We start from the raw sequence: 26,096 nt of genomic DNA, 5'->3' as shown, positions 1-26,096 counted from the left end.
CCTGATTTGTATCATAAGCCAGGAATTAACTCAAAATATTTTCACTTCTTTACCTGAAGTGTTTGATTTTAACCAGAACAGGTCGACCGACATCACATTATTATTCGAGTCGGCATCAGAAAACAGGGACTGATATGGCAAAACCGATCATCACGCTCAATGGTCTAAAAATCGTCATTATGCTGGGAATGCTGGTGGTTATTCTGAGCGGTATCCGCTTCGCCGCAGATATCATTGTTCCCTTTATTTTGGCGTTATTTATTGCAGTCGTTCTCAATCCCGTTGTGCAACGGATGACCCGATGCCGAATTCCGCGCGTTATCGCCGTATCATTGCTCATTGTGATTATTGTTATGTTAATGGTACTGCTACTGGCCTATTTGGGGACATCATTAAATGAACTGGCTCGTACCCTACCACAATATCGCTCCTCATTGGTGATACCGTTGCAACGTATTGAACCGTGGTTACAGCGAGCAGGCATTGGCGTGTCGGTTGATGAGCTGGCGAAATATATCGATCCAAACGCCGCCATGACTCTGGTAACGAACCTGCTCACCCAGCTGTCCAATGCCATGTCGTCCATCTTTTTATTGTTATTGACCGTGGTATTTATGCTGCTGGAGGTTCCACAATTGCCTGAAAAACTGCAGCAGATGATGAGCCGTCCGGTAGAGGGCATGGCGGCAATTCAACGCGCGCTTGATAGCGTTTCCCATTATCTGGTGCTAAAAACAGCGATCAGTATCGTGACGGGGCTGGTCGCATGGGGAATGCTGGCCGCGCTGGATGTCCGCTTCGCCTTTGTCTGGGGTCTACTGGCCTTCGCGCTGAATTATATCCCTAATATTGGATCGGTGCTCGCTGCCCTGCCGCCTATTATCCAGGTGCTGGTATTTAACGGGTTTTATGATGCGCTGCTGGTGCTGGCAGGCTATCTGCTGATTAATCTGGTCTTCGGCAATATCCTTGAGCCACGTATCATGGGACGTGGTTTAGGCCTTTCAACCTTAGTGGTATTTTTGTCGTTAATTTTCTGGGGCTGGCTATTAGGTCCGGTGGGCATGTTGCTCTCCGTTCCGTTAACCATCATTGTCAAAATCGCCCTCGAACAGACCACCGGCGGGCAGAGTATCGCCGTTCTGCTTAGCGATTTAAACAAAAGATAAAATGCAATATATACACAAAATCATTCAAGATGCATCGCGGCGGCAAGGGAAGAAATCCCCGGGAACATAGATAACGATGTGACCGGGGTTTCCGAGCGCAGCCAACAAAGAGACAGCTTAAAGGATGAAGTGTATAAAAACGGCCTCCGAAGAGGCCGCCGCACGTTTAAAAGATCAAAGCGCTTTCAGAATTGCATCCACGCTGGCTTTGGCATCGCCAAACAGCATTTGCGTATTCTCTTTAAAGAACAGCGGGTTCTGCACACCAGCATAACCAGTATTCATTGAACGCTTAAAGACCACGACATTCTGTGCTTTCCACACTTCGAGAACCGGCATACCGGCGATCGGGCTGCGGGGATCGTCTTGCGCCGCCGGGTTCACCGTATCGTTCGCGCCAATCACCAGCACGGTATCGGTATCGGCAAAATCATCATTGATTTCGTCCATTTCCAGCACGATGTCATAAGGCACTTTCGCCTCCGCCAACAGCACGTTCATATGACCGGGCAAGCGCCCCGCCACCGGATGAATGCCGAAACGCACGTTGATACCGCGCGCACGCAGTTTTTCGGTGATTTCCGCCACCGGATACTGCGCCTGCGCCACCGCCATCCCGTACCCCGGCGTAATAATGACGGAGTGGGAGTTTTTCAGCATCTCAGCGGTCTCTTCCGCTGTGATTTCGCGATGTTCGCCAGCTTCCTGATCGTCGCCTGTTGAGGAGCCGTCAGTACCGAACCCACCGGCAATAACGCTGATGAAAGAGCGGTTCATCGCTTTACACATAATGTAAGACAGGATCGCGCCTGACGAACCGACCAGCGCGCCGGTCACAATCAGCAAATCGTTGCTTAACATAAAGCCAGCCGCCGCGGCAGCCCAACCGGAATAGGAGTTCAGCATTGAAACAACCACCGGCATGTCCGCCCCGCCGATAGAAGCGACCAGATGCCAACCAAACGCCAGCGCGATAATGGTCATCAGCAGTAGCGCCAGTACCTGTAGACCCACGCTTTCGGTACGAACAAAAACCAGCAGCAACAGGAAAGAAACAACCAGCGCCGCCAGGTTCATTTTGTGACGGTTAGGCAACATCAACGGCTTAGAAGAGATTTTGCCGCGCAGTTTACCAAACGCTACGATCGATCCAGTGAAAGTGACTGCGCCAATAAAGATACCGAGGAAGACTTCGGTCAGATGGATATTCACCAGCACCGGTGCCAGACTGGCGTCATGGTACAGATAGCTGTTAAAGCCAACCAGTACCGCCGCCAGGCCCACGAAACTGTGCAGAATCGCGACCAGCTCCGGCATCTCGGTCATCTCAACTTTTTTCGCCATGCGGATGCCAATCGCGCCGCCAATAATCATGGCGACCAGAATCCATGCCACGTTGCCGGTATCCGGCCCGAAAATGGTCGCCAGCAACGCGATCGCCATCCCGGCAATACCGAAGTTATTCCCCTGGCGGGACGTTTCATGCTTTGAAAGCCCGGCAAGACTGAAAATAAACAGGATCGCGGCAACAATGTATGCAGCTGTAACTAATCCTCCAGACATGTGTTACCCCTTAGTTTTTCCGGAACATTTTCAGCATACGCTGAGTCACGGTGAAGCCACCGAAAATATTAATGCTGGCGATAAGCACCGCGATAAAGCTCAGGAAGCTGACCCAGCCGCCCTGACCAATTTGCAATAATGCCCCGACAACAATAATCCCTGAAATTGCGTTGGTCACCGACATTAATGGCGTATGAAGCGCATGAGACACGTTCCACACCACGTAATAACCAACCACGCAGGCGAGCGCAAACACGGTAAAATGGCCGAGGAACTCTTTTGGCGCGACATCGGCCAGCCAGCCAAAAAGAATGATCGCCAGCGCCATTAACGCATACTTCCGCCAGGGTGAAGCGGGCTTTTCCGGCTCTTTTGGCGCAGGTGCTGCTTTAGGCGCGGCCTGTGGCTGCGCGGAAACCTGGATTGGCGGCGCAGGCCAGGTAATGTCGCCGTCGCGAATCACCGTCACGCCACGGATCACGACATCGTCAAAATCCACGTCAATATTGCCGTCTTTCTCTTTGCACAGCAGCTTCAGCAGGTTAACCAGGTTGGTGCCATAAAGCTGGGATGACTGCGTCGGCAAACGCCCCGGTAGATCGGTGTAGCCAATCACTTTTACGCCATTGTCCGTCGTCACAACCTGATTAGCGACGGTATATTCGCAGTTACCGCCGTTCTGCGCGGCCAGGTCGACAATCACGCTGCCGGCCTTCATAGAATCGACCATATCGCGGGTAATCAGCTTCGGCGCTGGTTTGCCCGGAATCAACGCGGTGGTAACAATGATGTCGACCTCTTTGGCCTGGGCGGCAAAGAGCGCCATTTCCGCTTTGATAAACGCCTCGGACATCACTTTGGCGTAACCATCGCCTCTACCGGCTTCCTCTTTAAAATCCAGTTCGAGGAACTCAGCCCCCATACTCTGGACCTGCTCTTTGACTTCAGGACGAGTGTCAAACGCGCGGACAATCGCCCCCAGGCTGTTTGCCGCGCCGATAGCCGCAAGACCGGCTACGCCCGCGCCAATCACCATCACCTTCGCCGGAGGCACTTTCCCGGCGGCAGTGATTTGCCCGGTAAAGAAGCGTCCAAATTCATGCGCGGCCTCTACAATGGCGCGATAACCCGCGATATTCGCCATTGAGCTTAACGCGTCGAGCGACTGCGCGCGGGAAATACGCGGCACGGAGTCCATCGCCATCACCGTAACCTTACGTTCGGCAAGTTTCTCCATTAACCCAGGATTTTGCGCAGGCCAGATAAAACTGACCAGCGTAGTCCCGGGGTTCAGTAAAGCGATTTCATCTTCTTCAGGCGCATTAACCTTGAGAATAATTTCCGACTGCCAGATAGCATTGCCGTCTACAATATCCGCGCCAGCCTGCGCAAACGCTTTGTCGTCAAAACTTGCCAGTTGACCCGCCCCGCTTTCGATAGCGACGCTAAACCCCAGCTTCAGTAGCTGCTCTACCGTTTTCGGCGTCGCAGCGACACGGGTTTCATTGGGTAACCGCTCTTTTGGTATGCCAATTCGCATAAATGTTCCCTTCCATCGGTATTTTTGATGATGGTTTGTCAGTAAGCGCGAGAAGCGTACGCCTGCCCGCGTTTGAGGTAAATGTTACCCCAGCAGAATAAAACCGTTACAAACTCTCTATAACCTACTGAAAATAACGCCTGTGATCTAGCGCCAAAAAACAGAATTTTTTATCAAATTTGCAAAACATGAACGATTCAGCCGCTAAGCAGCCATAATGCCTTGAAAATGGCCTGCGAGGGCTGATAATTCGCTCAAATTTGACAGTAAAACATCATTAAACCTCTGTCGATATCAAGAAATTAACATTAAATTAACTTATTAAATTTATGCGCTTCATTAGCTTAGCCACCCGGACGCCGTTTTTTTCGACATATCGGCAAATGTTATCATCAAAGATAGGATACATGACACGATGCGTGAAAAATCCCGCAGACATCCATATGGTTTAAATGCAATAATCAGCCACGTTTCTAGTCAATAACAATACCAGTACCTGGTTTGCGCAAGGCGAAGGATTATTTTTATGAAGCTTAAGAACACTCTCCTGGCGTCGGCTCTGCTTTCTGCGGCTGCTTTTTCTGTCCATGCAGCAACAGAACTGACGCCGGAGCAAGCGGCTGCACTAAAACCTTATGACCGCATCGTTATTACCGGTCGTTTTAATGCTATTGGCGATGCGGTCTCCGCCGTGTCCCGCCGCGCAGATAAAGAAGGCGCAGCCTCCTTCTATGTTGTCGACACCTCGGAGTTCGGCAACAGTGGTAACTGGCGTGTTGTGGCGGACGTGTATAAAGCCGACGCGCCGAAAGCCGACGCGCCCAAAAATCGTGTCATTAATGGCATCGTGGAATTACCGAAAGACCAGGCCGTACAATTAGAACCGTATGACACCGTCACCGTTCAGGGCTTCTACCGTAGCCAGCCGGAAGTTAACGATGCCATTACGAAAGCGGCGAAACAGAAAGACGCATACGCTTTCTATATTGTTCGTCAGGTGGATGCGAATCAGGGCGGAAACCAGCGCATCACTGCATTTATCTATAAACAAGATGCGAAAAAACGCATCGTCCAGAGCCCGGACGCTATTCCGGCAGACTCTGAAGCTGGCCGCGCCGCGCTGGCTCAGGGCGGCGAAGCTGCGAAGAAAGTCGAAATTCCAGGCGTCGCTACGTCAGCCTCGCCGAGCGCCGAAGTAGGCCGTTTCTTCGAAACGCAATCCACCAAAGGTGGGCGTTACACTGTCACACTTCCGGATGGCACAAAAGTTGAGGAGCTGAATAAAGCGACGGCTGCGATGATGGTGCCTTTCGACAGCGTTAAGTTCACCGGCAACTACGGCAATATGACAGAAATCTCCTACCAGGTCGCCAAACGCGCGGCGAAGAAAGGCGCTAAGTATTATCATATTACGCGTCAGTGGCAGGAGCGCGGCAATAACATCACCATCAGCGCCGACCTCTATAAATAAGGCGCGCGTCGCCATCAGGCTTCTCGCCGGATGGCGGCATACCTGCCTTATCAGGCCTACACGATCGTTCAACGGCAGGCCTGATAAGCCACTATCAGGCACTTTCTCGCGGGATGCCAGTTCCGTCAAATATCGCGATGAATCTCACTTTTCGCTTTTTTGGCGATAAATCTTATCCAGGCCGTTGCATGCGGTCCCTTCTCTCCGTAAAATCCCGCGCCTTAGTGGCTTTCACCATTTTTATGCGTTTTGCCATAATAATTATTCTTCCAATTTCATTTTTATAGCTGGATACCAATGGAAAAAAAACTGGGACTGAGCGCGCTGACCGCGCTGGTTTTAAGCTCAATGCTTGGCGCAGGTGTTTTCAGTCTGCCCCAGAATATGGCCGCCGTTGCCAGTCCGGCTGCGTTGTTAATTGGCTGGGCCATTACCGGCGTGGGGATACTCTTACTGGCATTCGCCATGTTAATCCTCACACGCATTCGCTCCGAGCTTGACGGCGGTATCTTTACTTACGCCCGCGAAGGCTTCGGCGAACTGATTGGCTTTTGTTCTGCCTGGGGCTATTGGCTGTGCGCGGTCATCGCCAACGTATCCTATTTGGTTATCGTCTTTTCAGCGCTGAGTTTCTTTACCGATACGCCTGCGCTGCGTCTGTTTGGCGACGGTAATACCTGGCAGGCTATTGTCGGCGCTTCAGTCCTGCTCTGGATTGTCCATTTCCTCATCCTGCGCGGCGTACAAACGGCAGCCAGCATCAATCTGGTCGCGACTCTGGCGAAACTGTTGCCGCTCGGCGCGTTTATTGTGCTGGCTATCATGATGTTCAAACTGGATACCTTCACACTGGACTTCACCGGTGTTGAGCTCGGTATTCCCGTATGGGAACAGGTCAAGAACACCATGCTTATTACGCTGTGGGTGTTTATTGGCGTTGAAGGCGCCGTCGTCGTCTCGGCCCGAGCGAAAAATAAACGCGATGTAGGCCGCGCCACGCTACTGGCGGTACTCGCAGCGCTGGGAATATATCTCCTGGTCACGCTGCTTTCTCTTGGCGTTCTTGCGCGTCCGGAACTGGCGGAGATGCGCAACCCGTCGATGGCCGGTCTGATGGTGAAAATGATGGGGCCGTGGGGAGAAATTATTATTGCGGCGGGACTGATTGTGTCTGTCTGCGGGGCTTATCTAAGCTGGACTATCATGGCGGCGGAGGTGCCATTTCTGGCGGCAGCCTATAAATCCTTCCCGGGCATCTTCGCGCGACAAAATGCGCAAGGCGCGCCTTCTGCGTCGTTATGGCTCACCAATATCTGTGTGCAAATCTGTCTGGTGCTGATCTGGCTTACCGGTTCAGACTACAACACGCTATTGACGATTGCGTCAGAAATGATTCTGGTGCCCTACTTTCTGGTCGGCGCATTTCTGCTGAAGATTGCAACGCGTCCCCTCCATCGGGCGGTCGGTATCGGAGCCTGTATTTATGGCTTATGGTTATTATATGCGTCGGGCCCTATGCACCTGCTGCTGTCCGTCGTACTGTACGCGCCTGGATTACTGGTTTTCCTGTATGCGCGTCGGACGCACAAGCATGACAATGTATTAAATCGTCAGGAAGTCGTGCTGATTGGTTTATTGCTGGTCGCGGCGGTTCCGGCTACGTGGATGCTGGTGGGTTAACAACCTCCCCATCGTAATATCCGTCTGTATTACGATGGGGAAACCACGGTCTTTGCCAATATTAATGCCATTTAATCCAGCAAAAAATCAGCAGCCACGCGCTTAGCCCCCAGCAGACCACCGCACCGCCAAGCGCGACGGGCAGGCGCATCACACCACTGAAATACCATAGCGTTGCAAGATAAATGAAATAAGGAATGATCGACCACATGCTAAAGACGATGGTGGTACGCATCGCGTCGATGCCCCGCTCGCTGGCCACGATATAGTGCGCGATAAGCGCAAACGTTGGAAACAGAGGAATTAATCCGGCGATATAATAATTTTTCGTTTTTGACAGCAGACCAATCAATACGACGACCAGCGCCCCCAGGGCAGCTTTAATCACGAGTCCCATTACCTTGCCTTAACACGCTAATAACAACAGCGTGTAGCATAACGGAACCGCTCTCGTTTAGAAAAGATTTATGGAAGGGAAAACAGAGGCGGTGTATGTTGGCGTTTTCTATTCTCCATTTATAATATGAACCGCATTGTATTTGTTGAAGACGACGCTGAAGTGGGTTCTCTCATTGCCGCTTATCTGGCGAAACATGATATTGATGTCATTGTTGAGCCGCGTGGTGACCGGGCGGAGGATCTTATCCTCACCACTCAGCCCGATCTGGTTTTACTGGATATTATGCTTCCAGGTAAAGATGGCATGACGATATGCCGCGATTTACGCCACCGCTGGCAAGGCCCGATTGTCCTGCTCACCTCGCTGGACAGTGATATGAATCATATTCTGGCGCTGGAGATGGGCGCCTGCGACTACATCCTCAAAACCACGCCTCCGGCCGTTTTGCTGGCGCGTCTGCGCTTACACCTGCGGCAAAGCGAACAAACGCAACAGGCAAAAAGTCTTCAGGAGAGCGCGCTTACGCCGCATAAAGCGCTGCGTTTTGGCGCGTTAACCATCGATCCCCTTAACCGGGCGGTCCAGCTCAATGGCGATTTCATATCGCTCTCCACCGCCGATTTTGAATTGCTCTGGGAATTGGCGACACACGCCGGACAAATTATGGATCGCGACGCGTTGCTAAAAACGCTGCGCGGCGTCAATTATGATGGTCTGGATCGCAGCGTGGATGTGGCGATTTCCCGCCTGCGTAAGAAACTGCTGGATAGCGCTGCTGAGCCCTATCGTATAAAGACCATTCGCAATAAAGGCTATCTTTTTGCCCCTCATGCCTGGGACGAAACGACGGGATAAGTTAGCTGCAGATTTTACCTGCCTTTATCAAATCATAGTGGCGATGCTCATCACCGCCACTGTTCAAAAAACAGACATTGTATACATGAATGCTATTTTTATTAGTCGAAACGGCCCCTTTATTACCGTTTTCTCTGCGTTGCGGCTCATCATTACGTCTTTTTCGCTCAAGAAAATTAAATTAAAAAAACTCGAATCCAGTTCACAAAATTGATAACAAAATGTTTGCCCGGCGCTATATTACCGTCTTTTTTCGCAAATTGTGAAATCAAACAAATCATAATCATGAATATATAATAACAAATATATTCACCATAAATATATGCGTTTCCGACAGTAACTTTTGTATTAATTAATAACATATAAGAAAAGTTAGCATTTGCTGAAATAATATTATTCAGATTAGGATGCCTTTGATTCAACGAATCTGTAGAAGTTCAATCTTTTGCAAATAAGTTAAGTTTTTAAGGATAAAAAAATGAAAAGAAAAGTATTGGCACTTGTCATCCCGGCTCTGCTGGCTGCTGGCGCGGCACACGCCGCTGAAATTTATAACAAAGACGGCAACAAACTGGACCTTTACGGGAAAGTAGACGGCCTGCACTATTTCTCTGATGACTCTTCTAAAGATGGCGATCAGACCTATATGCGTGTCGGCTTTAAAGGCGAAACACAGATTAACGACCAACTGACCGGTTACGGCCAGTGGGAATATAACGTTCAGGCTAACACTACCGAAGGCGAAGGTGCTAATTCCTGGACTCGTCTGGCATTCGCCGGCCTGAAATTCGGCGACTACGGCTCATTCGACTATGGTCGTAACTACGGCGTCCTGTACGACGTGGAAGGCTGGACCGATATGCTGCCTGAGTTCGGCGGCGACTCCTATACTTACGCTGACAACTACATGACCGGTCGTGCTAACGGTGTGGCCACCTACCGTAACACTGATTTCTTCGGTCTGGTAGACGGTCTGAACTTCGCGTTGCAATATCAGGGTGCCAATGAAAACCAGGTTTCTCATGAGCAGGAAGGCACTAATAACGGCGGCGATCGTAACGTGAAGAACGCTAACGGTGACGGCTTCGGTATCTCATCAACTTATGATCTGGGTATGGGCGTAAGTTTCGGCGCGGCATATACCACTTCCGATCGTACTAATGAGCAGGTTAATTACTCTACCGCTGGCGGTGATAAAGCGGATGCATGGACTGTTGGTGCTAAATATGATGCCAATAATATCTATCTGGCCACAATGTATTCAGAAACCCGTAATATGACGCCTTACGGCAATGACGATTGCAGCTCATGCGTAGCGAATAAAACTCAGAACTATGAAGTAACTGCACAGTACCAATTTGATTTCGGTCTGCGTCCTGAAGTTTCTTTCCTGATGTCTAAAGGTAAGGATCTGAATATGCCTGGCACAGCAGCAAGCCCTGCTGGTACCAAAGGCGATAAAGACCTGGTTAAATATGTTTCTGTTGGGACTACCTACTATTTCAACAAAAACTTCTCCACCTATGTTGATTATAAAATCAACCTGCTGGATGATGACGACCAGTTCTATAAAGATGCCGGTATCAGCACTGATGATATCGTCGCGCTGGGTATGGTTTACCAGTTCTAATTATTCATTAACTCTTCTCAAGCCCGCCGTTTCGGCGGGCTTTTCTTTTTTTATCACCACCGTTCTAAAAACAGAACGCACTGTTCCCTGGGCACAGATTGAACAATTCTTGTTCGCTCTCTATGGTTTGCTTATCGCCCGACAAAAGGAACATGCTAATGATCAGTCTCGTCCCGTCTCTGATTTCCAGAACCGCGCTTCTCTTTCTGCTCACGGCCACAGGCGCAGCCACCGCCGCCCGCCCGGCAGCGGATATTATTTTGCATAACGGTAATATCATCACTCTGAATGATGCCCAGCCGCAGGCCAGCGCGCTGGCGATTTCCGGCTCGCGGATTGTGGCGATTGGCGGTGATACGGCGACAAATGAATGGCGCGGCGACCATACCCGTACCATCGATTTACAGGGTAAAACCGTGATACCCGGCCTGACCGATACCCACATTCACGCCATTCGCGGCGGACAAACCTGGACATTCGAAACCTACTGGTACAACAGCCCTTCGCTTAAAGACGCGCTGGATAAATTACGCGCCGACGCTAACCGTCGTCCCCGCGATCAATGGGTAGCCGTAGTGGGATCGTGGATACCGGCACAATTTGCAGAAAACCGGGCGCCGACGGTAGCCGAACTGAGCCACGCCCTTCCCGATCATCCGGCTTATATTCAGTATCTTTACGACTATGCGTTAGTGAATCAGCGCGGTATAGACGTACTTGGCCTTAACGACACCCCTCCTCCTGATTTAGCGGGAATCCGCGTAGAGCGCGACACAAAAGGTAGCGCCACGGGGAAATTATTTGGTGACATCGCCGCGTTTAACCAGCTTTTTGCCAGCATAAGTAGTAACGCCGATCGCGAGGGCGGTCTGCGACAATTTTTCGCTGATATGAACGCTCGCGGCGTGACCGGCATCATTGACCCCTCTGCCGGGCCTGCCGCCGCTTATGAGCCTTTATTTGCAATGCGAAACCAGGGGGATTTACCGCTGCGCGTGGGGTATCGCATTCCGGTACAGCCGGAAGCTAAAGGTCATGAAGCGCAGTGGTTCAGCAACCTGATGGCCTTTCGCCCGGCGCGTGCCGATGACGGGCAACTGGCTTTTCTTGGCCTGGGGGAAAGCCTGGTGGCCGGAATGAATGACGGCGTGCGGATGGCCCCAGGATTTTCTTCCTCAGAGCAGGATAAAACCGCGCTTCGCCAGGTCGCGACGTTTGCGGCAAAACGGGGAATACCGCTTGAGATCCACGCCTATACCGATGACAGCGCCGACGCGATATTGACGATTTTTGAGCAGGTAGCGCAGCAGTACGATCTGCGTCCTCTCCGCTGGTCTATTGCGCATCTGAATACCGGTTCGCCACAGACGCTTGAGCGAATGCGTAAGCTGGGCCTGGCATACACTGTGCAAATGGGGCCTTACTTTGAGGGGCTTGCCATCCGTGACGCCAATCCACCCGGCGCGACGGACAATTCGCCGCCGGTTCGACTAGCGCTGGATAAAGGGCTTGTCGTAGCTGGCGGTACCGATTCGACGCGTATTGGCATTGCCGGTGTCTGGCACGCTATCGAATATCATATCACCGGTATAGCGTCAGGCGGTTCCGTACGTAAACCCGCCAGCGAGCGGCTCACGCGTCTGGAAGCGCTAGCGTTATATACACGTCATGCCGCCTGGCTCGCCTTTGCCGAACAACACCGGGGCCAGCTTAGCGTCGGAAAACAGGCCGATCTGGCGGTACTAAATCAGCCATTTATGACGATGCCGGAAGACAGAATTGATACCATTCGTGCTGTTTTGACGCTTGTCGATGGACGCATTGTTCACGAAAGTCCGGACCTTAACGCCGGACAATGAGGTTGTCAGTTGACGCAAAGCCTGCTTTTATAACCCACCAGCGGCGCTGACGGGAAATCTTTTCCGCCAGCGCCGCGATAGAGTTAATGTATTGAGATCCGGTGGGCGTTGATGAAAAAGCTGTTTGTGCAGTTTTACCTTTTGCTGTTCGTCTGTTTTCTGGTCATGACCTTATTGGTCGGACTGGTGTACAAATTCACTGCCGAACGCGCGGGCAGGCAATCGCTCGACGATCTGATGAAAAGTTCGCTCTATCTGATGCGCAGCGAACTGCGGGAAATTCCGCCGCGTGAATGGGGGAAAACGTTAAAAGAGATGGACCTGAACCTCTCTTTCGATTTACGCGTTGAACCGTTAAATCACTATAAGCTTGATGCCGCCACCACGCAGCGACTGCGTGAAGGCGATATTGTCGCGCTTGACGATCAATACACCTTTATTCAGCGTATCCCGCGCAGCCATTACGTCCTGGCGGTTGGCCCGGTTCCCTACCTCTATTTCCTGCATCAAATGCGACTGCTGGATATCGCCTTAATGGCGCTCATTGCCTTTTCTCTCGCCTTTCCTGTGTTTATCTGGATGCGCCCGCACTGGCAAGAAATGCTCAGGCTCGAATCCGCCGCGCAGCGCTTTGGCGAGGGTCATTTGACTGAACGCCTGCATTTCGATAATGGTTCCAGTTTCGAACGTCTGGGCGTCGCGTTCAACCAGATGGCGGATAATATTAATGCTCTGATCGCCAGTAAAAAACAGCTGATTGACGGTATCGCCCATGAGCTTCGCACGCCGCTGGTACGTTTACGCTATCGGCTTGAAATGAGTGAAAACCTTACACCGCCGGAATCACAGGCGCTCAATCGCGATATTGGTCAACTGGAAGCGCTGATTGAAGAACTGCTCACCTATGCGCGCCTTGACCGACCACAAAATGAACTGATGTTGACCGAACCCGACCTCCCCGCCTGGTTGCTCGCGCATTTGCAGGATGTGCAGAGCGTGACCCCGGAACGCGCCGTAAACCTTCTCACATGTGTAATCGGCGATTATGGCGCGCTTGATATGCGGTTAATGTCGCGAGTGCTGGATAACCTGCTGAATAATGCGTTGCGCTACAGTCGTACCACCGTTCAGGTCAGTCTGTTACTCGACGGCAGTCAGGCAGCGTTGATAGTCGAAGATGACGGCCCCGGCATTGAAGCGGATGCCCGAGAGCGCGTATTTGAACCTTTTGTCAGACTCGACCCCAGTAGAGACCGGGCGACAGGCGGCTGCGGGCTTGGACTCGCCATCGTACACTCTATCGCCCTGGCGATGGGCGGTAGCGTCGTCTGTGACGAGAGCGAACTGGGCGGCGCAAAATTTAGCTTTCACTGGCCGGTCTGGCACGCGATGCCCGACATGACCGCTGCCTGACGTATTTTGCACGCTGGTTGAGCGGCGGGAACTGTGCTATACAGATAGTATGTTGTAACTAAAGTGAGTAATACCATGTCCCGCTACGATCTCGTTGAACGCCTGAATGGCACTTTCCGCCAGATAGAACAACACCTGGCGGCGCTGACGGATAATCTACAGCAGCATTCGCTACTTATCGCCCGTGTCTTTTCACTGCCGCAGGTGACCAAAGAGGCGGAACATGCGCCGCTGGACACTATCGAGGTCACGCAACATCTGGGGAAAGAGGCCGAAACGCTGGCGCTACGTCACTATCGCCATTTGTTTATTCAACAGCAGTCCGAAAACCGCAGCAGTAAAGCCGCCGTCCGCCTGCCTGGCGTCTTATGCTATCAAGTGGATAATGCGACACAGTTAGATCTGGAAAATCAGGTACAGCGCATTAACCAGTTGAAAACCACCTTCGAGCAGATGGTTACGGTAGAGTCCGGTCTTCCCTCAGCGGCACGTTTTGAGTGGGTGCATCGGCATCTACCCGGCTTAATTACGCTGAACGCTTACCGCACGCTGACGCTTATCAATAACCCCGCTACCATACGTTTCGGCTGGGCAAATAAACATATTATTAAAAATTTAAGCCGGGATGAGGTTCTGAGCCAGTTGAAAAAAAGCCTTGCGTCACCGCGCAGCGTCCCGCCGTGGACGCGCGAACAATGGCAATTCAAGCTGGAGCGGGAATATCAGGATATCGCTGCCTTACCGCAGCAGGCCCGACTCAAGATTAAGCGTCCGGTTAAAGTACAGCCGATCGCCCGCATCTGGTATAAAGGCCAGCAGAAACAGGTGCAACACGCCTGCCCCACGCCGATTATCGCATTAATCAACACGGACAACGGCGCTGGTGTGCCGGATATTGGCGGGCTGGAAAACTATGACGCCGATAATATTCAGCACCGTTTTAAACCACAGGCGCAGCCGCTGCGACTGATTATTCCGCGACTGCACCTGTATGTGGCGGATTAACGTCCCGGCGTCATACTGCCAACCATCAACTCCGGACGTACCCAGGCGTCGAACTCCTCGTCGCTAAGGTATCCTAATGCCACGGCTGAGGCTTTGAGCGTCAGCCCTTCTTTATGCGCCTTCTTCGCAATCTCCGCCGCTTTATCGTAACCGATGTGCGTATTGAGCGCAGTGACCAGCATCAGCGACTCATTCAGCAACTGCGTAATACGCTCGCGGTTTGGCTCGATTCCTGACGCACAGTGTTGATTGAAGCTCGCCATGCCATCGGCCAGCAGGCGCACCGTTTGCAGAAAATTATGGATAACCATCGGACGATAGACGTTGAGCTCAAAGTTGCCCGATGCGCCCCCCATATTGATGGCCACATCGTTACCCATCACCTGGCAACATAGCATCGTTACCGCTTCACACTGGGTCGGATTCACTTTACCAGGCATAATGGAACTGCCTGGCTCATTCTCCGGGATAGCAATCTCGCCAATGCCGCAGCGCGGGCCGGACGCCAGCCAGCGAACATCGTTGGCGATTTTCATCAGCGAGGCCGCCAGTCCTTTTAATGCACCATGCGCCTGTACCAACGCGTCACAGGTCGCCAGCGCTTCGAATTTATTCGGGGCGGTAACAAACGGCGCTGCGGTAATCGTCGCCAGTTCCTCGGCCACGCGCCGGGCATATTCCGGGTGAGTATTAAGCCCTGTCCCTACTGCGGTTCCGCCGAGCGCCAGTTCCGCGACGTGCGGTAAACTGTGCTCAATGTGTCTGAGGTTATGTTCCAGCATGGCTACCCAACCGGAAATCTCCTGGCCTAAGGTGAGCGGCGTCGCGTCCTGCAGGTGAGTACGGCCAATTTTGACAATATCGGCGAAAGCGTGGGATTTATCGCGAAGCGTATCCGTTAATGCGGATAATTGCGGGATGAGGTGTTCGCGTAACGCCAGTAACGCCGCCACGTGCATGGCGGTTGGGAACACATCGTTTGAGCTTTGACTCTTATTGACGTCATCATTGGGATGCACCTTGCGCTCCATACCGCGAACGCCGCCCAAAATTTCACTGGCGCGGTTCGCTAACACTTCATTCATATTCATGTTGCTTTGCGTACCGGACCCGGTCTGCCAAATCGCCAGCGGAAACTCATCAGCATGTTTTCCCGCCAGCACTTCATCAGCCGCCTGGATAATCGCGCTGGCTTTTTCCGCCGCCAACAACCCTAAGTCCTGGTTGACCTTCGCAGCGGCGCGCTTGGTCAACGCCAGAGCGTGAATGAGCGAGACGGGCATTTTCTCCGTGGAAATCCGAAAATGCTCCAGCGAACGTTGAGTCTGCGCCCCCCACAGTTTATCTGCCGGGACTTCAATCGCGCCCATTGAATCTTTCTCGCGGCGTACCGTTACCATTACCTGCTCCTTACTCAAGTTGATGAGATCATGTGTCGATATTGCTCACATGTTTGCGGTCTTATGAGTATTAACGATAACAACACAACGGTGTAGACCGGATAAGGCGCTTGCGCCGTTCTCCGGCAAAATAGCGAATCATGTTACCGCCCCGCAGGGCGGCGACATTACTTAACGCAGCGCGCGCACTGCGATGACTGAATCTGCTGGAAGAAATCGTTACCTTTATCATCCACCAGAATAAAGGCCGGAAAATCCTCCACTTCAATTTTCCAGATAGCCTCCATACCCAGTTCAGGATATTCCACGCACTCCAGGCGCTTGATACTGCCCTGCGCCAGAACGGCTGCCGGGCCGCCGATACTGCCCAGGTAGAAGCCGCCATGTTTCTTACAGGCATCGGTCACCTGCTGGCTGCGGTTGCCTTTCGCCAGCATGATCATACTGCCGCCCTGCGACTGGAGTTGATCAACATAAGAGTCCATCCGTCCTGCGGTAGTCGGCCCAAGCGACCCGGAGGCGTACCCTTCCGGCGTTTTTGCCGGCCCCGCATAATAGATAGGATGATCTTTGATGTACTGCGGCAAACCTTCGCCTCTGTCCATCCGTTCTTTCAGTTTAGCGTGCGCGATGTCGCGGCCCACAATAATCGTGCCGTTCAGCGACAGGCGCGTTGATACCGGATACTGCGACAGTTGTTGCAGTATCTCGCTCATGGGACGGTTAAGATCAACGCGCACCGCCTCGCCCTCTCCCGCCTGGCGCAGCGCCTCAGGAATATATTTACCGGGATTGCGCTCCAGCTTCTCGATCCAGATCCCTTCCCGGTTGATCTTCGCTTTAATGTTTCGATCCGCGGAGCAGGACACGCCCATACCTACCGGACACGATGCCCCGTGGCGCGGCAATCGGATGACACGAATATCGTGAGCGAAATATTTGCCGCCGAACTGCGCGCCTAAGCCAAGATTTTGCGCCTCAAGCAACAATTCTTTTTCCAGTTCAATATCGCGGAAGGCCTGCCCGTGTTCATTGCCTTCGGTCGGTAGCGCATCATAGTATTTTGCCGAGGCCAGCTTAACGGTCTTCAGGTTCGCTTCCGCCGAGGTGCCGCCAATGACAAACGCAATGTGATACGGCGGACAGGCGGCGGTGCCCAGCGTACGCATCTTATCGACGAGATAATTTTTAAGCTTACCCGGCGTCAGAAGCGCTTTTGTCTCCTGATAGAGGTAGGTTTTATTCGCCGATCCGCCGCCTTTAGCGATACAGAGGAATTTATATTCATCGCCATCGACGCTGTAGAGATCGATCTGCGCCGGCAGGTTAGTACCGGTATTGACCTCTTTGTACATATCCAGCGCCGCGTTTTGCGAATAGCGCAGGTTATCTTCGATATAGGTGTTATATACGCCGCGAGCCAGCGCCGCTTCATCACCTCCGCCAGTCCAGACGCGTTGGCCTTTTTTGCCGACAATAATGGCCGTACCGGTATCCTGGCAGGTGGGCAACACGCCCTTGGCCGCGATATCGGAGTTTCGCAGGAATTGCAGCGCGACATATTTGTCGTTTTCACTGGCCTGCGGATCGCGCAGAATATCCGCCACCTGCTGCTGATGCGCGGGACGTAGCATAAAAGACGCATCGTGGAAGGCCTGACGCGCCAACAGCGTTAGCGCTTCCGGCGCGACTTTCAGGATCTCTTGTCCTTCGAATTCGGCGACGGAAACATGTTCGCTGGTCAACAAGTAGTACTCGGTATCGTCCTTTTTGAGGGGAAAAGGGTCTTGATAAAAGAAGGGTTTGTTTGACATTGTGCTCTCACTTACCGCTCGGTATGGTTATTCTCTGGGCAGGTGTTCCATTGCCCGACTCAAAGCGAGTAACACTATCCTACACAATTTTTTAACAAAAACTGAGACAAGTACGACTTTTTACGCCCGGAGGTTACTTCATGCGGGTTTCTTGGTTTAATACCTCCCATTGATCTCCACATTGAAACAGGGCTTGATAATGCAAAAACTCATTAACTCAGTGCAAAACTATGCCTGGGGAAGTAAAACTGCGTTAACGGAACTTTATGGCATCGCCAATCCGCAGCAGCAGCCAATGGCTGAACTCTGGATGGGCGCGCATCCCAAAAGCAGCTCGCGAATCACCACCGCCAACGGCGAAACCGTCTCCCTGCGTGACGCCATCGAAAAGAATAAAACCGCCATGCTGGGCGAAGCGGTAGCCAACCATTTCGGCGAACTGCCGTTTCTGTTTAAAGTACTGTGCGCCGCGCAGCCGCTCTCTATTCAGGTGCACCCGAATAAACGCAACTCCGAAATCGGTTTCGCGAAAGAAAATGCGGCGGGTATCCCCATGGATGCCGCAGAGCGGAACTATAAAGATCCTAACCATAAACCAGAGCTGGTTTTTGCCCTGACGCCTTTCCTGGCGATGAACGCGTTCCGCGAATTTTCTGACATTGTCTCTTTACTGCAACCTGTCGCTGGCGCGCATTCCGCTATCGCCCACTTTTTGCAGGCGCCAAACGCTGAACGTCTGAGCCAGCTTTTCGCCAGCCTGTTGAATATGCAAGGCGAAGAAAAATCCCGCGCGTTAGCCGTACTCAAAGCGGCGCTTAACAGCCAGCAAGGCGAACCGTGGCAAACGATCCGCGTGATTTCAGAGTATTATCCTGACGACAGCGGGCTTTTCTCTCCTTTGTTGCTGAATGTGGTCAAACTGAATCCCGGCGAAGCGATGTTCCTGTTTGCCGAAACGCCTCACGCTTATCTGCAGGGCGTTGCGCTGGAAGTCATGGCGAACTCCGATAACGTTCTGCGCGCTGGCCTTACGCCAAAATATATCGACATCCCTGAGCTGGTCGCGAACGTGAAGTTCGAACCTAAGCCTGCCAGCGAGTTGCTGACTGCCCCGGTAAAAAGCGGCGCGGAGCTGGACTTCCCAATTCCGGTTGACGATTTTGCTTTTTCACTGCACGACCTGGCGCTTCAGGAGACGAGCATCGGCCAACACAGCGCCGCGATTCTGTTCTGCGTTGAGGGTGAGGCGGTGTTACGTAAAGATGAACAGCGTCTGGTACTGAAGCCGGGTGAATCGGCCTTTATCGGCGCGGATGAGTCTCCGGTTAACGCCAGCGGCACAGGCCGTTTAGCGCGTGTTTATAACAAGCTGTAGCAACGTACTGAATTTTTTAACAACTCTTGCTAAGCTTATAACAGACGTAAAACTCCTCCAGGCGGTTTAATCCGCCTGGTTTCATTTTTATGGACAATTGATATGAAAAAAACACTGGTAGCTGCAGGTGTAGTAATTGCACTTGGCATCGTCTGGACAGGCGGCGCCTGGTATACGGGGAAAAAGCTGGAGAACCATCTTTCAGAAATGGTGACTCAGGCCAATGAACAGCTCAAGCGTACTGCGCCGGAGGCCGGTGTCGAATTAAGTTATCAAAACTACCAGCGTGGCGTGTTCAGTAGCCATCTGCAACTGGTTGTCAAACCGGTTGCCGGCGCAGACACTACTTGGTTGAAACCCGGGCAAAGCATTGTGCTGGACGAGTCCGTTTCACATGGTCCCTTCCCGCTCGCCCAGCTCAAAACGCTCAATCTGATCCCTTCTATGGCGTCGGTAAAAACCACTCTGGTGAATAACGATGCGGCAAAACCCCTCTTTGATATCGCGAAAGGCGACGCGCCCTTTGTTATCAATACCCGCATTGGTTATGGCGGCGATACCCGCTCCGATATCTCTCTCAAGCCGTTAAACTACGAGAATGCCGGTGAAAAGGTCGCCTTTAGCGGCGGCGAGTTCCAGCTTAACGCCGATAAAGACGGTAATGTGGTTTCGCTGTCGGGCGAAGCGCAGAGCGGCCTGGTCGATGCCGTTAACGAATATAATCAGAAGGTCCAACTCACCTTTAATAATTTGAAAACAGACGGTACCAGTAAGCTGGCAAGCTTTGGCGAGCGTGTAGGCGACCAAAAGTTAACGCTGGATAAACTGTCCATCGCCATTGAGGGTAAAGAGATGGCGGTGCTGGAAGGGATGGAAATTGCCGGCAAGTCCGATCTCGTCAACGACGGAAAAACCATTAACAGCCAGTTGGATTACTCGCTTAACAGCCTGAAAGTGCAGAATCAGGATTTGGGCAGCGGTAAATTAACGCTGAAAGTCGGTCAAATCGACGGCGAAGCCTGGCACCAGTTTAGTCAGCAATATCATGCGCAAACGCAGGCGCTGTTGAATCAGCCGGACGTGGCGCAGAATCCTGAGCTTTATCAGCAAAAAGTCACTGAAGCGTTCTTTAGCGCTCTCCCCGTGCTGTTAAAAGGCGATCCGGTACTGACTCTGGCGCCGCTTAGCTGGAAAAACGCCAAAGGGGAAACCACGCTGAATCTGTCGCTGTTCCTCAAAGATCCGGCAACCACAACGGCACAACCACAAACGCTGGCGCAGGAAGTCGACCGCTCCGTGAAATCGCTGGATGCGAAACTGGCAATTCCGATGGACATGGCGGTCGAGTTTATGACGCAGATAGCAAAACTGGAAGGCTATCAGCAGGATGATGCGGAAAAACTGGCAAAACAGCAGGTGCAGGGGCTGTCCGCAATGGGTCAGATGTTCCGACTGACAACGCTGAAGGATAATACTATCGCCTCCAGTTTGCAGTACGCCAATGGCCAGATCACGCTCAACGGACAAAAAATGCCGTTGGAAGACTTTGTCGGCCTGTTTGGAATGCCGGCGCTTTCCGTTCCGGACGTTCCGGCGCTGCCTCAACAATAATCGCCTTGCCGGGTGTCGCGACGCTGCACCCGGTCTGCGCCGAACGACGCGCAGCCTCTACTTTTGCGTTACCAGGCGAGCGGCTATCGTTTGACTCCGCACATGGTGCTCGTCGTGAGCAATACGCTGCAATATTCGTTCGGCCAGGGTATAGCCTATTTCTCGCGCCGGCGTACTGGCCCAGATAATCGGCAGGTCGTCGAGGGCGTTCTCCGCCACATCAGCAAACGCCGCCAGCGACACCTGCTGCTCGAAATAACGATCGACACCGCTCTCGCCACTCTGTCGTCCGGCTCTCAGTAGGCCAAACCACGCCCCCATCGCAATGGTTTCGTTGTAACAAACGACAGCGCTAATGGTCGGATTGTATCGCAACAGCGCAGTAATGCTTTCTGCTGCCTGTTTCTGACTGGAAGCGCATTCCACGACCCACTCGCTGTGAAACGGTAGACCGTATTTTAACAACGTCGCACAATAGCCGCCCACGCGCTCCGCACGGGTTAAAGATGCGCTTTGTCCTCCCAGCCAGGCGATGCGCTGATGGCCCTGACGAATAAGGTACTCCGTCAGGAGCTGCGCCGCCTGCATGTTGTCAGGCCGAACGGTATCCGCATCATCAAGATAGCTGGCGCGTGACGCAAACACCACCGGAATTCCTTGTGCGTCGGCCTGCGCTCTCAGCGCTTCGCTACTACCCGCCGCACCGGCGATCACCATGCCATCCACGCCCTGATTAAGCAGCATGGTAAAACGCTGATTTAGCTGTTCGCCATCTTTCCCCCCGTGCAGGAGAAAAACCATACGGCCTTGCGCTTCCAGCGCTTCCGTTAACCCGGCGGTCAATTCGGCATAAAAGGGTGCCGATAAATCACGCACGATCAAACCGATAACGCCGCTTTGCCCGCCACGCAGCGCGGACGCCTGGCGGTTACGCACAAAACCCAGTTGTTCAATTGCCGCGTTCACGCGCTCGCCGGTCGCGGCCGATATTCGCCCCTTGCCGCTCAGCACTAAGGAAACGGTGCTCACCGACACACCAGCCGCCAGCGCAACATCGTGGATAGTGATTTTTTTGGCGATAGCCATGTCAACAAATCGCTCCAGAATCTGACAGATAAAACGTTTTACCTATCCGTTATCTTTATACGCGTTATTATCGGTCAGTAATGTGATTAATGCCGCACTAAAATTTGATAAAACGTTTCATCTTTTCGCCATCATAACCTGACACCGGCCTTTATTAACAAGGAGTCGTTAGATGACGACGAAAACCACGCCAAAAATAACGCTATGGGAATTTTTCCAGCAACTGGGCAAAACGTTTATGTTGCCCGTCGCCTTGCTCTCGTTCTGCGGCATTATGCTCGGTATCGGCAGCTCGCTCAGTAGCCACGACGTTATCACCCTGCTCCCCGTGCTGGGTAATCCCTTGCTACAGCCTATCTTCACCTGGATGAGTAAAGTAGGTTCTTTTGCCTTTAGCTTCCTGCCGGTGATGTTTTGTATCGCGATTCCGCTCGGTCTGGCGCGGGAAAACAAAGGCGTCGCCGCGTTTGCCGGGTTTGTCGGTTATGCGGTCATGAACCTTGCAGTCAACTTCTGGCTCACGGCAAAAGGCATTCTGCCGACCACCGATGCGGCGGTGCTGAAAGCCAATAACGTACAAAATATTCTGGGCATCCCCTCTATCGATACCGGCATCCTCGGCGCCGTTATCGCTGGTATTATTGTCTGGATGCTGCATGAACGGTTTCATACCATTCGTTTGCCGGATGCGCTGGCTTTTTTCGGCGGTACGCGTTTTGTACCTATCGTTTCCGCCGTTGTGATGGGGCTTGTCGGCCTGGTTATCCCGCTCGTCTGGCCGGTTTTTGCGATGGGAATTAGTGGACTGGGTCATATCATCAATAGCGCCGGCGACTTTGGACCGATGATTTTCGGCACCGGCGAGCGCCTGCTGTTGCCTTTTGGTCTGCACCATATTCTGGTAGCGCTGATTCGCTTCACCGAGGCGGGGGGTACGCAAGAGGTATGCGGGCATACCGTGAGCGGCGCATTGACTATTTTCCAGGCCCAACTCAGTTGCCCAACGACGCACGGCTTCTCTGAAAGCGCCACTCGTTTCTTATCGCAAGGCAAAATGCCGGCGTTTCTCGGTGGGTTGCCGGGCGCCGCGCTGGCAATGTACCACTGTGCCCGTCCAGAAAACCGCCCTAAAATTAAAGGATTATTGATTTCCGGTTTAATCGCCTGCGTTGTCGGCGGTACAACGGAGCCGCTGGAATTCCTGTTCCTGTTCGTAGCGCCAGTGCTGTACGTTATTCATGCTCTGCTGACCGGGCTGGGCTTCACCATCATGGCTATTCTCGGCGTCACTATCGGCAATACGGATGGCAATATTATTGACTTTGTGGTGTTTGGCATCCTGCATGGTCTGTCAACAAAATGGTATCTGGTTCCGGTAGTGGCGGCGATTTGGTTTGCGGTTTACTACCTCATTTTCCGCTTCGCCATTACACGCTTTAACCTCAAAACACCGGGGCGCGAAGCGGAGATCGCCACCAGCATTGAAAAAGCGATCGCTGGCGCGCCAGGAAAATCCGGCTACAACGTGCCTGCTATCCTGGCGGCATTAGGCGGCACGGAAAACATCGTGAGTCTGGACAACTGCATCACCCGCCTACGTCTGTCCGTGAAAGATATGTCGCTTGTCGATGTCCAGGCATTGAAGGACAATCGTGCGATAGGCGTCGTACAGCTCAATCAGCATAATTTGCAGGTGGTTATCGGCCCGCAGGTTCAGTCGGTAAAAGATGAAATGGTTGGTCTGATGAATACCGTTCAGGCATAAGGAAGAGATATGTTCGATTTTTCACAGGAAGTTGACCGTCGCGGGACATGGTGTACGCAGTGGGATTATGTCGCCGATCGTTTTGGCGAAGCCGATCTGCTCCCCTTTACGATCTCGGATATGGATTTTGCCACCGCGCCGTGTATCCTGGAGGCGCTAAACCAGCGCCTTTCCCACGGTGTGCTGGGCTATAGCCGCTGGAAAAATGAGGCGTTTTTAGGGGCGATTACCCACTGGTTTGCGACACGCCATCAGACCACGATAGATGCCCACTCCCTCGTATACGGCCCCTCCGTTATCTATATGGCGTCCGCGCTTATCCGCCAGTGGTCCAACGAAGGCGATGGCGTGGTAGTTCATACCCCCGCTTACGATGCTTTTTATAAAGCGATTGAAGGCAACCATCGCATCGTCACTCCCGTCCCGCTGGAGAAAGAAGGCAACGCCTGGTATTGCGATATGGCCAAACTGGAGGCGGCGCTGGCGCGTCCGGAAAGCAAAATCCTGCTGCTGTGCAGTCCGCAAAATCCCACCGGTAAAGTGTGGACGCGTGACGAGCTGGAAACGATGTCAACGCTGTGCGAGCGCCATGGCGTACGGGTGATTTCCGATGAAATTCACATGGATATGGTATGGGGAAACCAGCCGCATATTCCCTGGAGCAATGTCGCGCGCGGAGACTGGGCGCTGCTCTCCTCCGGCTCGAAAAGCTTCAACATTCCGGCATTAACCGGCGCTTATGGAATCATTGAAAATAGTGAAAGCCGTGAACGCTACCTGGCCGCCTTAAAAGGGCGCGACGGCCTCTCTTCGCCAGCAGTGCTCTCACTCACGGCGCATATTGCCGCGTATCAGCACGGCGCGCCGTGGCTGGATGCGTTACGCGCCTCGCTGGCGGCTAATATGCGCTATATTGAGCAGGCGCTGAATGGCGCCTTTCCGACGTTGAACTGGCAAGCGCCGCCATCGACCTATCTGGCCTGGATTGATCTCCGTCCACTCGGCATTGACGATCAAAAATTACAGCACACGCTCATTCATCAGGAGAAAGTCGCCATTATGCCCGGCGATACCTATGGCGCAGAAGGCCGGGGATTTGTGCGTCTGAATGCCGGATGCCCTCGCCTGAAACTTGAAAAAGGCGTCAACGGATTGATTAACGCTATCCGCACCGTTCGCTGATACTGTCTACAAGCGGGGGGTTGACCCTTTATCCTGAGAGGCGATAACAGAGACGGCCCCCGTGAGCTAACCGGGGCGCGTTAAAGAGAATGATACAAAATTTCTCCCGCGCTCTCGCGAAGTTGCAACGTAATGACTCCGTTTTTGCAAAATTTCCAGAGCATTATCAATCTGTAGTATAATGGTGCGCACTTTTATTAAAAATTGAGTGCGCCCATGATTGATATTACGCTTCCTTTGACTGACATCCACCGCCACCTTGATGGCAACATTCGCGCCCAAACAATTCTGGATCTTGGTCGGCAGTTCAACATCGCCCTTCCCGCCCAAACGCTGGAAACGCTGATTCCGCATGTCCAGGTCACCTCAACCGAACCCGATTTAGTAAGCTTTCTCACGAAGCTCGATTGGGGGGTAAAAGTCCTGGCATCGCTTGACGCCTGCCGCCGTGTGGCCTTTGAAAATATTGAAGATGCCGCACGTAACGGCCTGCATTACGTCGAGCTTCGCTTTTCGCCCGGCTATATGGCGATGGCGCATCAGTTACCGATCGCAGGCGTGGTTGAAGCCGTTATCGACGGAGTACGCGACGGCTGTAACACGTTTGGCGTCGAGGCGCGACTCATTGGCATTATGAGCCGTACCTTCGGCGAGGCGGCATGTTTACAGGAGCTTGATGCGCTGCTGGCGCACAGAGAAAAAATCACCGCGCTGGATTTAGCCGGTGATGAGCTGGGCTTTCCCGGCAGTCTGTTTTTGTCGCACTTTAATCGGGCGCGCGATGCGGGCTGGCATATTACCGTTCACGCTGGCGAAGCCGCAGGGCCGGAAAGTATCTGGCAGGCGATTCGCGAACTGGGGGCCGAACGTATCGGACATGGCGTAAAAGCTGTCGAAGATCGCGCGTTAATGGATTTTCTTGCACAGCAGCGTATCGGTATTGAATCCTGTCTGACCTCGAATATTCAGACCAGTACCGTCGCATCGCTGGCAGACCATCCGCTCAAAACCTTCCTTGAGCATGGCGTTCTCGCCAGTCTTAATACGGACGATCCGGCTGTTCAGGGCGTAGATATTATCCATGAATATCACGTCGCCGCGCCAGCGGCAGGATTGAGCCGCGAACAGATTCGCCAGGCGCAGATTAACGGTCTGGAAATCGCCTTTCTGAGCGATGACGAAAAACGTGCGCTGCGCGAAAAAGTGGCCGCGGCGTAAGATTGCTTTATTGATGCTAACGTCCTCTCTCCGCCTGCGGTTTAATGCTATCACAGGCGG

General features: G+C 52.7%; 19 protein-coding genes. 13 read left to right on the top strand and 6 right to left on the bottom strand.

The window, feature by feature from the left end; genetic code table 11:
- The first annotated feature begins 134 nt into the window (after window positions 1–134).
- A complete protein-coding gene (locus NA624_RS02190; RefSeq protein WP_001118268.1) occupies window positions 135–1,169 on the top strand; it encodes an AI-2E family transporter in 1,035 nt (344 codons plus the stop codon).
- A gap of 174 nt (window positions 1,170–1,343) precedes the next feature.
- Here the strand turns inward: NA624_RS02190 and pntB are convergent, their stop codons facing one another.
- Both pntB and pntA read right to left on the bottom strand, forming a co-directional pair.
- Window positions 1,344–2,732 carry a Re/Si-specific NAD(P)(+) transhydrogenase subunit beta gene (pntB, locus tag NA624_RS02185; RefSeq protein WP_000014056.1) on the bottom strand — a complete coding sequence of 463 codons (1,389 nt, stop codon included), beginning with the start codon at window positions 2,730–2,732 and terminating at the stop codon, window positions 1,344–1,346.
- Between the two features lie 10 nt (window positions 2,733–2,742).
- A complete protein-coding gene (gene pntA / locus NA624_RS02180) occupies window positions 2,743–4,272 on the bottom strand; it encodes a Re/Si-specific NAD(P)(+) transhydrogenase subunit alpha (protein ID WP_001219353.1) in 1,530 nt (509 codons plus the stop codon).
- A gap of 526 nt (window positions 4,273–4,798) precedes the next feature.
- Between pntA and ydgH the strand changes: the two genes are divergently transcribed.
- Entirely contained in the window at window positions 4,799–5,743 is a 945-nt protein-coding gene (gene ydgH, locus NA624_RS02175; protein WP_000769292.1) for a DUF1471 family protein YdgH, read from the top strand.
- A 297-nt stretch (window positions 5,744–6,040) separates the two neighbouring features.
- Complete coding sequence (locus NA624_RS02170) at window positions 6,041–7,423, top strand: amino acid permease (protein WP_000412353.1); 1,383 nt, start codon at window positions 6,041–6,043, stop codon at window positions 7,421–7,423.
- Between the two features lie 61 nt (window positions 7,424–7,484).
- Here the strand turns inward: NA624_RS02170 and NA624_RS02165 are convergent, their stop codons facing one another.
- Window positions 7,485–7,820, bottom strand: a complete 336-nt coding sequence (locus NA624_RS02165) for a GlpM family protein (RefSeq protein ID WP_000524877.1) — start codon at window positions 7,818–7,820, stop codon at window positions 7,485–7,487.
- Between the two features lie 126 nt (window positions 7,821–7,946).
- Here NA624_RS02165 and rstA point away from each other — a divergent pair, with 126 nt between their 5' ends.
- From rstA to tus, 5 genes are all read left to right on the top strand, one after another.
- Entirely contained in the window at window positions 7,947–8,678 is a 732-nt protein-coding gene (gene rstA, locus NA624_RS02160) for a two-component system response regulator RstA (RefSeq protein ID WP_001080048.1), read from the top strand.
- A 478-nt stretch (window positions 8,679–9,156) separates the two neighbouring features.
- Window positions 9,157–10,308, top strand: a complete 1,152-nt coding sequence (ompC, locus tag NA624_RS02155; RefSeq protein ID WP_000824316.1) for a porin OmpC — start codon at window positions 9,157–9,159, stop codon at window positions 10,306–10,308.
- Window positions 10,309–10,460: 152 nt separating this feature from the next.
- A complete protein-coding gene (locus NA624_RS02150) occupies window positions 10,461–12,167 on the top strand; it encodes an amidohydrolase (RefSeq protein WP_000928679.1) in 1,707 nt (568 codons plus the stop codon).
- Between the two features lie 111 nt (window positions 12,168–12,278).
- The gene (rstB, locus tag NA624_RS02145; protein WP_000732943.1) at window positions 12,279–13,580 is read left to right on the top strand and encodes a two-component system sensor histidine kinase RstB; all 1,302 of its coding nucleotides are present in this window, start codon (window positions 12,279–12,281) and stop codon (window positions 13,578–13,580) included.
- Window positions 13,581–13,655: 75 nt separating this feature from the next.
- Window positions 13,656–14,585 carry a DNA replication terminus site-binding protein gene (gene tus, locus NA624_RS02140; protein ID WP_000092497.1) on the top strand — a complete coding sequence of 310 codons (930 nt, stop codon included), beginning with the start codon at window positions 13,656–13,658 and terminating at the stop codon, window positions 14,583–14,585.
- Here tus and fumC read toward each other — a convergent pair.
- Both fumC and fumB read right to left on the bottom strand, forming a co-directional pair.
- Entirely contained in the window at window positions 14,582–15,985 is a 1,404-nt protein-coding gene (fumC, locus tag NA624_RS02135) for a class II fumarate hydratase (RefSeq protein ID WP_000259117.1), read from the bottom strand. The two genes, tus and fumC, sit on opposite strands and share 4 nt — an antisense overlap.
- A 167-nt stretch (window positions 15,986–16,152) precedes the next feature.
- Window positions 16,153–17,799, bottom strand: coding sequence for a class I fumarate hydratase (gene fumB, locus NA624_RS02130; RefSeq protein WP_000066609.1), 1,647 nt, complete (start codon window positions 17,797–17,799; stop codon window positions 16,153–16,155).
- Window positions 17,800–17,998: 199 nt separating this feature from the next.
- Between fumB and manA the strand changes: the two genes are divergently transcribed.
- Complete coding sequence (gene manA / locus NA624_RS02125) at window positions 17,999–19,174, top strand: mannose-6-phosphate isomerase (RefSeq protein ID WP_001170611.1); 1,176 nt, start codon at window positions 17,999–18,001, stop codon at window positions 19,172–19,174.
- Window positions 19,175–19,276: 102 nt separating this feature from the next.
- Window positions 19,277–20,785 carry a YdgA family protein gene (locus NA624_RS02120; protein WP_000753340.1) on the top strand — a complete coding sequence of 503 codons (1,509 nt, stop codon included), beginning with the start codon at window positions 19,277–19,279 and terminating at the stop codon, window positions 20,783–20,785.
- A 57-nt stretch (window positions 20,786–20,842) separates the two neighbouring features.
- Here the strand turns inward: NA624_RS02120 and NA624_RS02115 are convergent, their stop codons facing one another.
- Window positions 20,843–21,871 (bottom strand): Mal regulon transcriptional regulator MalI, encoded by a 1,029-nt coding sequence (locus tag NA624_RS02115; protein ID WP_000951918.1) that lies wholly within the window; start codon window positions 21,869–21,871, stop codon window positions 20,843–20,845.
- Window positions 21,872–22,043: 172 nt separating this feature from the next.
- Between NA624_RS02115 and malX the strand changes: the two genes are divergently transcribed.
- The 3 genes from malX (at window position 22,044) to add (ending at window position 26,036) form a co-directional block, all read left to right on the top strand.
- The gene (gene malX / locus NA624_RS02110) at window positions 22,044–23,636 is read left to right on the top strand and encodes a maltose/glucose-specific PTS transporter subunit IIBC (RefSeq protein WP_000208905.1); all 1,593 of its coding nucleotides are present in this window, start codon (window positions 22,044–22,046) and stop codon (window positions 23,634–23,636) included.
- A gap of 9 nt (window positions 23,637–23,645) precedes the next feature.
- Window positions 23,646–24,818 carry a MalY/PatB family protein gene (locus NA624_RS02105; protein WP_000459425.1) on the top strand — a complete coding sequence of 391 codons (1,173 nt, stop codon included), beginning with the start codon at window positions 23,646–23,648 and terminating at the stop codon, window positions 24,816–24,818.
- A gap of 216 nt (window positions 24,819–25,034) precedes the next feature.
- Complete coding sequence (gene add, locus NA624_RS02100; protein WP_000565564.1) at window positions 25,035–26,036, top strand: adenosine deaminase; 1,002 nt, start codon at window positions 25,035–25,037, stop codon at window positions 26,034–26,036.
- Window positions 26,037–26,096: the final 60 nt, after the last annotated feature.

Origin of the sequence: Salmonella sp. NW38, assembly GCF_051807745.1 — a bacterium.
Taxonomy (GTDB): Bacteria; Pseudomonadota; Gammaproteobacteria; order Enterobacterales; family Enterobacteriaceae; genus Salmonella; species Salmonella enterica.
Note: the sequence above shows the minus strand (reverse complement) of the source record. Positions and strands in the feature narration are given on the sequence as shown.